Source organism: Providencia sp. PROV188 (genome assembly GCF_027595165.1).
Classification (GTDB): Bacteria; Pseudomonadota; Gammaproteobacteria; order Enterobacterales; family Enterobacteriaceae; genus Providencia; species Providencia lanzhouensis.
Window position 1 is genome coordinate 3,760,031 of record NZ_CP097291.1, and the last position, 12,365, is coordinate 3,772,395.

The 12,365-nt window shown below is 44.7% G+C and carries 8 protein-coding genes; 4 read left to right on the forward strand and 4 right to left on the reverse strand.

The genetic code is table 11. From position 1 onward, the window contains the following. Positions 1 to 53: 53 nt before the first annotated feature. The 3 genes from ppc to metB form a co-directional block, all read right to left on the reverse strand. Positions 54 to 2,693 (reverse strand): phosphoenolpyruvate carboxylase, encoded by a 2,640-nt coding sequence (gene ppc / locus M5X66_RS17370; RefSeq protein ID WP_270103751.1) that lies wholly within the window; start codon positions 2,691 to 2,693, stop codon positions 54 to 56. Positions 2,694 to 3,056: 363 nt separating this feature from the next. Next, positions 3,057 to 5,498: a bifunctional aspartate kinase/homoserine dehydrogenase II gene (locus M5X66_RS17375; RefSeq protein ID WP_108479183.1), complete on the reverse strand. Its 2,442-nt coding sequence runs from the start codon at positions 5,496 to 5,498 to the stop codon at positions 3,057 to 3,059. A gap of 17 nt (positions 5,499 to 5,515) precedes the next feature. Next, positions 5,516 to 6,670 (reverse strand): cystathionine gamma-synthase, encoded by a 1,155-nt coding sequence (gene metB, locus M5X66_RS17380; protein ID WP_036950872.1) that lies wholly within the window; start codon positions 6,668 to 6,670, stop codon positions 5,516 to 5,518. Positions 6,671 to 6,995: 325 nt separating this feature from the next. On the opposite strand from metB, the gene metJ reads away from it, so the two are divergent. The 3 genes from metJ to M5X66_RS17395 all read left to right on the forward strand — a co-directional run bounded on the left by metJ (position 6,996) and on the right by M5X66_RS17395 (position 9,429). Further along, the gene (gene metJ / locus M5X66_RS17385) at positions 6,996 to 7,313 is read left to right on the forward strand and encodes a met regulon transcriptional regulator MetJ (RefSeq protein WP_036950870.1); all 318 of its coding nucleotides are present in this window, start codon (positions 6,996 to 6,998) and stop codon (positions 7,311 to 7,313) included. Positions 7,314 to 7,703: 390 nt separating this feature from the next. Then, a complete protein-coding gene (locus M5X66_RS17390) occupies positions 7,704 to 8,429 on the forward strand; it encodes an outer membrane protein (protein WP_108479180.1) in 726 nt (241 codons plus the stop codon). Between the two features lie 259 nt (positions 8,430 to 8,688). Next, positions 8,689 to 9,429, forward strand: coding sequence for an outer membrane protein (locus tag M5X66_RS17395; RefSeq protein ID WP_036950866.1), 741 nt, complete (start codon positions 8,689 to 8,691; stop codon positions 9,427 to 9,429). A gap of 97 nt (positions 9,430 to 9,526) precedes the next feature. Here M5X66_RS17395 and rpmE read toward each other — a convergent pair whose 3' ends face one another. Continuing rightward, complete coding sequence (rpmE, locus tag M5X66_RS17400) at positions 9,527 to 9,742, reverse strand: 50S ribosomal protein L31 (RefSeq protein WP_036950864.1); 216 nt, start codon at positions 9,740 to 9,742, stop codon at positions 9,527 to 9,529. Between the two features lie 225 nt (positions 9,743 to 9,967). On the opposite strand from rpmE, the gene priA reads away from it, so the two are divergent. Continuing rightward, the gene (gene priA / locus M5X66_RS17405) at positions 9,968 to 12,166 is read left to right on the forward strand and encodes a primosomal protein N' (RefSeq protein ID WP_270103752.1); all 2,199 of its coding nucleotides are present in this window, start codon (positions 9,968 to 9,970) and stop codon (positions 12,164 to 12,166) included. Positions 12,167 to 12,365 lie beyond the last annotated feature (199 nt).

Sequence of the window (12,365 nt, forward strand, 5' to 3'; positions counted from 1 at the left end):
TGCCAATTGGCAGCCTTTTACTTATCACTAATTATAAATAACGTAATCAATTACTAGCCGGTATTACGCATTCCCGCCGCAACACCTGCAATGGTCACCATCAACGCTTGCTCCACACGCGGGTCTGGATGCTCTTGCTGACGAGAGCGTTGTAATAGCTCAGCCTGCAATACGTTCAGAGGGTCGGTATAGACATTACGCAGGGCGATAGATTCCGCAATCCACGGTAAATCCGCCATCAACGCTTCATCTTTAGAGACCGCTAAAACACTCTTAATATCTTCGGATAACTGGTCACGCAGTTTTTGTCCCAGTGGCCATAAACGTTTCTCAACGAGGCAATGGTCATAATATTCCGCTAACCATAGATCGGCTTTCGCATACACCATTTCCAGCATTGCAATACGGGTTTTGAAGAATGTCCACTCTTGCCACATTTCATCCAGTACCGCTTGCTTACTTTCTTTTTCGATGACATGTTTCAGCGCCGCACCTGCCCCTAACCATGCGGGTAACATCAATCGGTTTTGTGTCCACGCGAAAATCCAAGGAATAGCGCGAAGGGTCTCAACACCCCCAGTAGGACGACGTTTTGCAGGGCGAGAACCTAATGGCAATTTGCCCAGCTCTAACTCTGGGGTCGCCGCACGGAAATACGGGACAAAGTCAGGCTGTTCACGCACATAATCGCGATACATCGCGCAAGATACGTCTGACAACGAATTCATTACTGCCTTCCACTCTTCTTTTGGCTCTGGCGGTGGCAATAAGTTGGCTTCGAGGATAGCGCTCGCGTACATGGCTAAACTGCTAATCGTCACTTGCGGGAGACCAAACTTAAAGCGGATCATTTCGCCTTGTTCCGTCACACGCAACCCGCCTTTTAAGCTTCCCGGTGGTTGGGAAAGAAGTGCGGAATGTGCTGGCGCACCGCCACGACCAATGGTGCCGCCACGACCGTGGAACAGTGTCAGTTTCACGCCTTCTTTATCGCACAACTTAATCAGGGCATCTTGTGCACGATACTGCGCCCATGACGCTGCCATCACACCCGCATCTTTTGCAGAGTCGGAGTAACCAATCATTACCATTTGGCGATCATCAATCAGCTCACGATACCATTCAATGCTAAGCAACTTAGTCATCACGCTTTCGGCGTTATTTAAATCTTCCAGAGTTTCGAACAGTGGCGCAACCGGCAATTTAATGGAAGCACCCGCTGCTTTTAGCAGGAGTTTGACGGCTAAAACGTCGGATGGCACTTTCGCCATCGAAATCACGTAAGCGGCGATAGAGTCATTCTTCGCTTTAGCGATAACGCGGCAAGTTTCGAATACTTCTTGCGTTTCTGCTGTCGGTTGCCAATCTTGTGGGATCAGTGGACGACGAGATTGCAACTCAGTCAGTAAGAAATCTTGCTTCTCTTGTTCTGACCAATTGCCATAGTTACCCAGCCCCAAATATTCTGTCAGCTCAGACAGTGCTTCGGTATGACGAGTGCTCTCTTGGCGCACATCGATACGCACCAATTGCAGACCAAAGCTACGAATACGGCGCAACGTATCTAACAGTGAGCCATTAGCAATAATGCTCATATTGCAAGCAACGAGCGATTGATAGCATGTATACAGCGGATCCCAAAGTTGCGCGTTATCCGTCAGTAAATCCGCTGGTGGCAGAACTTGCTCACCTTTCACTCGGCGCTCTAAATAATCCAATGTAGAAAACAGTTGGCTACGCAGATTTTTGGCAATTTGGCGATAAGGCTCATCCACATCATCGCCGCCTGCGAGTGCACGCAGCTCTGGCGTCGCTTCCGTCATAGAAAGCTCTGACACCAAGACTTGAATATCTTTCAAGAATAAATCGGCAGCTTTCCAACGGCTTAATAGCAGAACATGGCGAGTCACTTCCGCGGTCACATTCGGATTACCATCACGGTCGCCGCCCATCCATGACGTAAAGCGGATTGGGTTTGCTTCGACAGGTAATTCAGCCCCAATGGACTCTTCAAGCTGTTCATTGAATTCCCGTAAAAATGCCGGAACCCCTTCCCACAACGAGTTTTCAACAACCGCAAAGCCCCATTTCGCTTCATCGATTGGCGTAGGGCGAATTTTACGAATTTCATCGGTATGCCAAGATTGCGCCACCAGTTGGCGTAAGCGACGCATAATATTGTTGCGTTCGTAATCCGCTAAATCATCATGATCGAGCTGGGATAAACAGGTGTTCACCTCAACCAATTTGTGAATTAAGGTACGTCGGGCGATTTCGGTTGGATGGGCGGTCAGCACCAGCTCAATAGAGAGCTCTTCAACGGCTTTTTGAATATCACCGTGGCTAAAATCGTGCTCTTTTAAACGCCCAAATAATTTCTGTAGGGCAACAGGGTTACTCGCCGCTTCACCGTGGGGAGAAATACTGTGGTATTGCTCTGCCACGTTGGTTAAGTTTAAGAATTGGTTGAATGCCCTCGCAACAGGTAATAGCTCGTCGTTGGTCAGTGTTTGCAAGGTCATTAATAATTTTTGGCGCTGAACTTCATTACCTGCGCGGGAGGATTTGGATAGCTTACGAATAGATTCGACTTTATCGAGGATATCTTCACCAAGAGCGTCTTTGATGGTATCACCGAGTAGCTTACCCAACATACTGACATTACTGCGCATTGCGGAATATTGCTGATTCATGGGACTCCTGATCTTGTGCTGTTGGCAGGATGCCACCCCGCTTCTCATGAACGGTTAACAAACTGCGCTGGATTTCCTGTAATAAAATTTCAGTCGGCTAGAATTATGTTTTGTGATGCAGACCGCGAATTTCACCCTGTACCCTATATTCATATCAGAAAAAAAGCGCTTTGGGTGATTTTTCTGAAATTTAATTACAGCACCATTTTTATTAATTTTTCTTATTTAAGTATTGCGTCAGCGCAATCTATCGTCGATTCAGCACTTTTAAGTCATGAATCTTATTTAAGAATAAAATAGGAATTGGAAAATTTGGGAAATGAAGAGAACGCACGCGTTTATCTAACCCGTGCGTTACTGATTTTATAAAAGCTGAGAAAGTCGATTCAGGTCAGATTGGATAGCACCGGCGGTCACATCGCGACCCGCACCTGGTCCACGGATCACCAATGGGTTATCACGGTACCAACGGCTTTCAATGGCAAAAACGTTATCCCCCGGCAATAAAGAGGCTAACGGGTGCTCAGGTTTAACCGCCTCGACACCCACTTTTGCTTTACCTTTCACTGCATCAAACCGCGCCACGTAACGTAGCACTAACCCCAGCTCCTTCGCGGCTTCTAAGCGCTGCTGCATCTGCTCGTTAATCACGGCGCTATTTTCAAAGAATTCATCCAGTGAGCCTGTTTCCGCTTGCGCTGGAACTAACGATTCCACGCGCACATCATCCGGTTCGATATCATAGCCCGCTTCTCGCGCCAGAATAATGAGCTTGCGCATCACATCTTGCCCAGATAAATCGATGCGCGGATCCGGTTCCGTTAATCCTTGCTGCCAAGCTTGCTCGACAAGCTCACTGAAAGGCACTGAGCCATCAAACTGCAAGAATAGCCACGATAATGTGCCAGAGAAGATCCCGCTGATCGCCAGAATCGCGTCACCGCTTTCTTTGAGATCGCGCACTGCGTAGTTGATCGGCAACCCAGCGCCAACGGTCGCATTATAGAGCCAATGACGCCCCGTTTTGGCGAATGCATCACGAATTTCACGATACTGCTGAGTAGGCGCTGCCCCTGCGAGTTTGTTTGCACTGATAACATGGAAACCGTAACTCGCAAAGTCCACATAACTATTAGCAAGCTCGCCACTGGCTGTGACATCCAACACAATCAGGTCATCATAAGGGTGCGCTCGCATCCATAAAAACAGATTGTCGTCCTGATGCTCGACCGCTTCATCATCAAAGAAAGCTAATGCACGGCTTGGGTCAATACCTTGGTAATTCAATAAACTGCGGCGACTATCCACGACACCCGCCAAAACAAAGTCAAAGTCACTGCGAGCAGAAATATTTTGCTGCTCAACCGAAAACAGCTCTAACCAACGGGCGCCAATATTCCCTTTACCAAATAATACTAAGCCGATGCGCTTTTCGGCGCGGAATAAGCTTTGGTGCATACCTTGAATGATATGCTCAGTTTGATTAGTACGCAGTACCGCGACTAAGCTAATGCCATCTTCTGAGTGCCAGATAAACTCAACCGGCTGCCCTTTAAGCTCTTCATAAAAACGGTGGCTATGCAGCGGTTTTTTACACACACCAGCGCCAACCAGAGCCACCAGTGAAAAACCTTCACGTAATGAAAGAGACCCAGGCAATGCCGCTTCTTCCAATACATTCAACGCGCTTTCCACCACTTCCGAGGTGTAGCACAGTTGCAAGATAGCGCGGTCATGGTGAACGCCTCGCGCCAATGGGCGAAGTTGTACGCGTTTTAATAATAAATCCACATCCTTGCAGATTTGGTTGAAGTCGCGCCCTGCAGCAATTCGCAGCTCAATTAAGCACACATCGTTGTGGCTGGTGACAATTTTTGCCCCCGTCCCCGAGGCTAATACACGCTCAATTTTGGTGGAGCCTTGCTCCGGCTGGTAGCTACAGCGCAGCTGCAAATCAATATTGCTGACGGAAACAGGCTGCAAAGTACGCGTATGTAAGACAGGCGCAGCAAGGCGAGCCAATTCACTCGCTTCATCTAAACGCAATAACGGCAATAGACATGCATCTTTCACCTTGCGAGGATCCGCACTGTATACCCCTGCCACATCACTCCAAATAGTGACTTTGCCGACATCCGCTAATGCCCCTACTTGGGTAGCCGAATAGTCACTGCCATTACGTCCTAACAGGACGGTTTCACCTTTTTGATTACGGGAGATAAACCCTGTGACCACAAGACGGCGCTGAGGATGTTGCACCAGTAATTGCTGTAGGAGATGGCGGGATTGAACCTCATCCACCTGTGGCTGCGCTGCTCTTTCTGCACGTAAAAATGTACGTGCATCTAGCCAAGCGCTTGCCATATCAAACTGTTCAAGCACGGCAGACATTAAACGTGCAGACCAAATTTCACCATGCCCCACAACTTCTGCGTAGGCAGCATCATTGATAGGTTTATCCAGTAGCCCACTGAGTCGTTCTAAATCCGCAACAAATAGCTGATTGAGCTCATTAGCCTTCTCTTCAGGCAGTAAACCACTGATCAAATCTTGCTGGTAGCGGCGTAGCGCTTGCTGCACTTGATGGGCAGAAATACGGTCACTCTGGCTTAATTTAAGCCAACTTATCAGCTGGTTTGTGGTACTCCCTGCCGCAGAAACAACCATTAAATCGCCGGGTTGGCTGTAGTTCGCCATAATGGTGGCGACACGCTGATAACATTTCACATCAGCTAAGCTACTTCCCCCAAACTTGTGTAACTGTCGGTGACAAGGGATCACCTCAAATGCTGTTATTGCACTCATCAAAAACTCCGCTAACGTTATGACGCAACCTTAAATGCGTGGCTTAAATCTGCGATAAGATCCTGACTATCTTCAAGACCGACTGAAATGCGCAATAAACTATCAGTAATACCTGCTGCGGCTCGCGCTTCAGGAGACATGCCAGCATGGGTCATGGTCGCCGTATGGGAAATCAAAGTTTCTACACCACCGAGAGATTCCGCTAATGTAAACAAGCTCAGCGCCTGTAAAAACTGACGAAGTTGCGCTTCATCGCCTGCAAATTCAAAACTTAACATTGCGCCAAAGCCAGATTGTTGCGCGGCGGCAATGTGATGTCCCGGATGATCACTCAAGGCAGGATAATATATTTTCTTCACCAGCGGCTCAGTTTTAAGATATTTTACGATTTCACCCGCATTATGCTGCTGCTGTTTTATGCGAGGCAACAATGTTCTCATACCTCTGAGTAGCAGATAACTGTCAAATGCACCGCCAGTGACACCGATATTATTCGCCCACCATGCTAATTCTAGAGCCCATTTCTCTTCTTTTGCAATCACCGCACCCGCAATAATATCTGAATGACCATTGAGATATTTTGTACAAGAATGTACAACAAAATCAGCACCTAACGCTAATGGTTGCTGTAATGCAGGGCTTAAAAATGTGTTATCCACCACCACCAAAGCCCCTGCTTGATGTGCAAGCGTCGAAATATGTTGGATATCGTAAATTCTCAGTAACGGGTTACTTGGGGTTTCAATGAGTACCAGTTTGGGTTTTCTCGCTAATGCCGCTTGCAACGCAGATTCGTCACTTTGATCAACAAATTCAACCTGATAAGCCCCTTTTTGGCTCAAGCTATTAAATAAACGGTAGCTGCCGCCATAGCAATCGTGCGGAGCAACGAGCAAATCACCCGGCTGTAATAATACCGTGCATAATAGATGGAGAGCCGACATCCCGCTGTTAGTCATCACGGCACCACTTCCCCCTTCTAGCTGTGCCAGTGTTCGCTGCACAATATCTCGCCCAGGATTACCACGACGGGAGTAGTCATGGGTTCTTGGCTCATTGAAATCTGTAAAATTATAGGTGCTAGATAAATAGATGGGAGGAACAACGCAACCAAATTGCGAGTCTTCATTGAGTCCATTATGTATCGCGATAGTGGATGCTTTGTATGTCATGAGTGTCTCTCCAAGTATGGGATAGCTCAAATCATACTCAAAGCAAATTTAGCCGTCAACATGTCTGGACGTCTAAACCTCTTTACGTTTATAACAACTAATGGAATAATCAGCCATAATAATTATGTGCCAATGGATAGTTAGACCACCTTACCGGCATATAAAAAGACTTAATTTATTGATTTTAATACGCATTAAATAATAACTTAAGCCCTTTATTCTTAACCCGTATGCTGAGTGTATCTTGAAAAAAATTCATCTTCAGGATCAGGAAACTGACACTCGTATATTATTTTATTATCAATGAATATATCCAAGGTATCTCATGGCTGAATGGAACGGTGAATATGTCAGTCCGTATGCTGAACATGGCAAAAAAAGCGAGCAAGTCAAAAAAATTACAGTATCGATTCCTTTAAAAGTACTGAAAATTTTAACTGATGAACGTACTCGTCGTCAGATCAATAACTTGCGCCACGCGACTAACAGTGAATTACTGTGCGAAGCCTTTTTGCATGCGTTTACTGGTCAACCGCTGCCGGATGATGATGATTTGCGTAAAGAACGCAATGATGAGATCCCTGAAGCAGCAAAAGAGATCATGCGTGAACTGGGTATTGACCCAGAAACTTGGGAATATTAATCCCTCCGCGTCTTTCTTTAACACTCGACTTACTGATGTGGGTCGAGTGTGACTTATCTTATCAACCTATTTCACCTCAATAACACTCTTACCCTCTGCTCCACCCATCATTTATTTTCATTATCTTCATACTGTTAAGCAATTTCATTTGTTGCCGATAACCAATGTACGCGTTTTGCCATGGATTAATCTCAAGAACAAGCCATCCGTCAAATAAAGCGCGATTTTTCTTTCCTCTAAAGACTATTTTTACAGCTAAATGCTTAATTATATTAAAAAACAATAAAGCCTGCTGTATATCAAGTTTTATGGGGATCCTGCATAGATAAATTTAATAGTTATCTATACTCATATTGCGTGATTCGAATACATAGCTAAATGGAATTTATAATGAAAAAAATTATTGCCGTATCTCTACTCAGTTTGGTGTCTAGTGCTGCCTTTGCAGGGGCAGAAAGCCTGTATGTCTCAGGTAAAATCGGGGCTTCAATTGTCCAAGTTTCAAATCAAAAATGGCTCACTAGCGATAACGAATTTGAAAAAACCAATCTCGGAAATACCAATGATTCTGTTTTCGGCGGCAACATTGCCGTCGGTTACGATTTTTCAAAAACCACCACGTTACCTCTGCGTACCGAACTTGAATTTGGGATGAGGGAAAAAGCCTCCACAAGCCATAACTTGGCGTCCTACAACGACCACGTCGATTTAAGTAGCTCGGATGATGTCAAAACCGATATCACCTTAAATACGGTAATGCTCAATACCTATTATGATTTCAAAAATGACACCAAATTTACCCCTTACGTGAACGTCGGGTTAGGTATGGCAAGCATTAACCACAAAATGCGCTACGACTACAATGAACATATTGTTAGCATGAACCAATTCACTCATGAAAAATTCACCAAATCTAAAACCACCACTAATTTTGCGTGGAGCGTCGGCTTAGGTTCGCAATACAGAGTGAATAATCACGTTTCATTAGATATGGGATACCGCTTCTTAGATGCAGGAAAATCTGAAGCGAGTTACTACGCAGATAGCCAAGAAAACACTTCTAAAGTCAAAGTGAGAAGCCATGACATTATGTTTGGTATAACTTACCGTTTCTAAGGATTTTCAGTTGGCACCTTAATACATATTCTTGAGGTGCCAACCTACTTCTTTCAGCCATTGAATCTAAATATTACAATTATGATGAGAATTTATTTCTTATAATCCATATTATTCAGAATTTAATTCTGATGAATATTCATTTTATTCTCTCTTTTTAGCGCAATCCCTCGAAGTTTCTTACACTGACTATAACCCCGCCTTCATCACTTATACTCCAGTAAGGTTTCCATCCGAAATCATTCACTGGTGCTTAATTATGAAAAATTTACTTTTGGCTTCAAGTTGCTTGTTGTTTGCTAATTTAGCAATAGCATCCAGTAATAACGGCGTATATATATCCAGTAAAATTGGTGTATCAGTTTTGAATATGTATGATTCAAAGCTCAAATCCGCAAGTCTCAGCGATCCCAATTTTAGTACCATCAATTTTAGTGATAAAAGTCATTCTGCTTTTGGTAATTACCTTGCTATTGGCTATAACTTTTACGATCAATTTTCACTGCCTATTCGTAGTGAATTAGAGCTTGGTATGAGAGGGAAAATTCAAAATAATTATAATGTTGCTAAGGTTTCTACTCCATCTGGCATAGATGCATCTACAGATATGAAAAATGAAGCAACTCTCACAACAGTGATGCTAAATGGATACTACGATATGAAAAACCAGACTCAGTTTACACCTTATATTTCTTTTGGATTAGGTCTGGCAAGTACTCGATATGATAGAGAACTACAAACATTTCTCCAAACGCCTAGTAGTAAATCTACAGACCTGAATTCAGCATCGGAAAGAATTAATAAATTAGCATGGAGTATAGGCTTCGGTAGTCAATATGCATGGAGCGACAATTTATTATTTGATATGAGTTATCGTTTCTTAGATGCAGGGAAGTATCAGATCACAACTAAAGATGCATTTGATCCTGGTGATACCCACAAATCCCAATTCAATCTCGCCAGCCATGACTTTATGTTTGGAGTCGCCTACCGTTTTTAACAGCTCAATTGACGAATTTTAGGCAATAAAAAACCTGTTCAATTGAACAGGTTTTCTTACTGAATACGTTAAATCAACTTCAACGTGACAGGTTTTATTACTTTTTAGCACCTGGGATGCTGAAACGCTGGTTGAAGCGATCAACACGACCACCGGTAGCAACATCACGTTGTTTACCAGTATAGAACGGGTGGCAGTTACCACAAACGTCCAGGTTCAGAGAGTGACCAGCTGTTGAGTTGATTTTCATTACGTTGCCGCAAGAACAAGTTGCAGTAACTTCTTCGTATTTAGGGTGAATACCTTTTTTCATGGGAGAACCTCTAATAAGGCCGTGTCGCCATTCCAGCCCTAACGCCGGACACCACACGTCGTGTTGATTAAATTTAGTTTATTGGCAAAACAAAATTAATTGATACCAAAGGCGGCGGATCATACAGAAAATCTGTTTATCACGCAATGAAAATAGCATGATTTTTGTGGTACTCTAACAGAATACCCTCATATTTTTGTACAAAAAACAGACGGAAATCCAGCTATGATCGTCGTTCAGGTGGCGTTACCTGTTCCTTTAAATCGCACATTTGATTATCTCTTGGGTGCAAATATGCCAGTCCCCGTCATCGGTGGGCGAGTTATGGTGCCTTTTGGCAAACGCCAAGCCCTTGGTGTGGTTGCCAATCTGAGCGATAAAAGCGAATTTCCCGAAGACCAACTCAAAGCCGTGGAGCTGGTATTAGATTCAAAAACCCTGTTCCCCGACGATCTCTGGCAGCTGCTGCTATGGTCATCTCAATATTATCATTACCCAATTGGCGAAGTATTATTTCACGCGATGCCGACCCTATTACGCCAAGGGAAACCCGCTGAATTTACGCCGATCTGGCAATGGCAAGTGACTGAAGAAGGCCAAGCGGTGGATCTGAATGAGCTAAAACGATCCCCAAAACAGCAGCAAGCATTAGCGCTCTTACGCCGCCGTCCGGTTTATCGCCATCAAGTTAGTGAGCTTGAAATCAGTGAAAGCGCCCTGCAAGCATTAAAGAAAAAACAGTATGCCGAGTTGCACCCTGTTCAACCAGTTGCGGAAAAATGGCAATCACAGTTTGCCGTGAGTGGAGAACGTTTACGACTCAATAGCGAACAAGCTACTGCTGTAGGCGCAATTCGCGCAGAAGATGATAATTTTTCGCCGTGGTTACTGGCGGGGATCACCGGATCGGGAAAAACCGAAGTCTACCTGAGTGTGTTAGAAAATATTCTGGCTCAAGGTAAACAAGCCTTGGTATTAGTCCCCGAAATTGGCTTAACACCACAAACTATTAATCGCTTCCGTGAACGCTTTAACGTTCCTGTGGATGTGCTGCATTCTGCGCTCAATGACAGTGAACGCTTAGCGGTTTGGTTACGGGCAAAGCAAGGTTCTAACGGCATTATCATCGGGACTCGCTCTGCCTTGTTCACGCCATTTGCTCGTCTTGGCATTATTATTATCGATGAAGAGCATGACAGTTCGTATAAACAGCAAGATGGCTGGCGCTACCATGCCCGTGATTTGGCGGTTTTCCGTGCAAAAAAAGAAAATATCCCAATTATCATGGGAACTGCGACGCCATCACTCGAAACACTGAGCAATGTTCAACAGAATAAATATCGTCAATTAAATCTCACTATCCGTGCAGGAAACGCCCGCCCCGCTGAGCAGCATTTGATTGATTTAAAAGGGCAGCCACTTAAATTTGGACTATCCCATTTACTGATCCAACATATTAAAAATCACCTCGCACAAAATAATCAGGTAATTTTATTTTTAAATCGTCGAGGTTATTCACCTGCGCTTATCTGCCATGAATGTGGTTGGATAGCGGAATGCCAGCGTTGCGATCATTACTATACTTTGCACCAAAATTTTCATCAGTTACGCTGCCACCACTGTGATAGCCAACGCCCTGTCCCACGCCAATGCCCGCAATGTGGGTCGACGCATTTAGTGCCTGTCGGGATGGGAACCGAGCAACTGGAAGAAGGGATTTCCGAGCTATTTCCAGATGTACCTGTGACTCGTATCGACCGAGATACCACCAGCCGTAAAGGCGAACTAGAGCAACACTTGAACGCTGTCCATGAAGGCGGCGCGCGAATTTTGATTGGCACACAAATGCTGGCGAAAGGACACCACTTCCCTGATGTGACGCTCGTGGCATTGCTGGATGTTGATGGCGCCTTATTTTCTAGCGATTTTAGAGCCGCCGAACGTTTCGCACAATTATATGTTCAGGTATCCGGACGAGCAGGACGAGCAGGTAAGCAGGGGGAAGTGTTCTTACAGACTCACCACCCTGAGCACCCGCTTTTGCTCACCTTACTAGAAAGTGGCTATAACGCCTTTTCCGCAGAAGCCCTTGAAGAGCGCCGAGTGGCAATGCTCCCTCCGTTCACTAGCCATATTTTGATCCGCTCTGAAGATCATAATAATCAGGATTCACGGCAATTTTTACAGAATGTTCGCCAATATATTAGCCAACACCCACAAAGTGACTCGCGTTTATGGATTCTAGGCCCTGCACCGTCTATTCAAGCCAAACGAGGCGGACGTTTTCGCTGGCAGCTTTTATTGCAACATCCATCACGCGCCTATCTGCAACAGTTTATGGCGCAATTATTACCTGAGTTACTAAAACAACCGGAAAGCCGCAAGGTAAAATGGAATGTTGATGTGGACCCTACGGATGGTTAACAGCACTAATTTACCTGAAAAATAGGTACTGTAACTAACTGACAACAATAACTAAACCGTCATTTTTTGCCATAAATACATGGATGAAGAATTTGGATTAAGTGGATATCACTATAACTATTTTCAAAATTTGCGAGGCAGCTCTAAAAAATGATGCAAGTCACACTTTTTATGCAAACTAGGTAACAGATATTATTGT

Excerpts from the sequence above, each read along its gene's own strand:
- M5X66_RS17390 (WP_108479180.1), top strand. The coding sequence starts at position 7,704 with ATGAAAAAAATTATTGCCGTATCTCTACTCAGTTTGGTGTCTAGTGCT.
- M5X66_RS17395 (WP_036950866.1), top strand. The coding sequence starts at position 8,689 with ATGAAAAATTTACTTTTGGCTTCAAGTTGCTTGTTGTTTGCTAATTTA.
- ppc (WP_270103751.1), bottom strand. The coding sequence starts at position 2,693 with ATGAATCAGCAATATTCCGCAATGCGCAGTAATGTCAGTATGTTGGGT.
- metB (WP_036950872.1), bottom strand. The coding sequence starts at position 6,670 with ATGACATACAAAGCATCCACTATCGCGATACATAATGGACTCAATGAA.
- M5X66_RS17375 (WP_108479183.1), bottom strand. The coding sequence starts at position 5,498 with ATGAGTGCAATAACAGCATTTGAGGTGATCCCTTGTCACCGACAGTTA.
- rpmE (WP_036950864.1), bottom strand. The coding sequence starts at position 9,742 with ATGAAAAAAGGTATTCACCCTAAATACGAAGAAGTTACTGCAACTTGT.
- priA (WP_270103752.1), top strand. The coding sequence starts at position 9,968 with ATGATCGTCGTTCAGGTGGCGTTACCTGTTCCTTTAAATCGCACATTT.
- metJ (WP_036950870.1), top strand. The coding sequence starts at position 6,996 with ATGGCTGAATGGAACGGTGAATATGTCAGTCCGTATGCTGAACATGGC.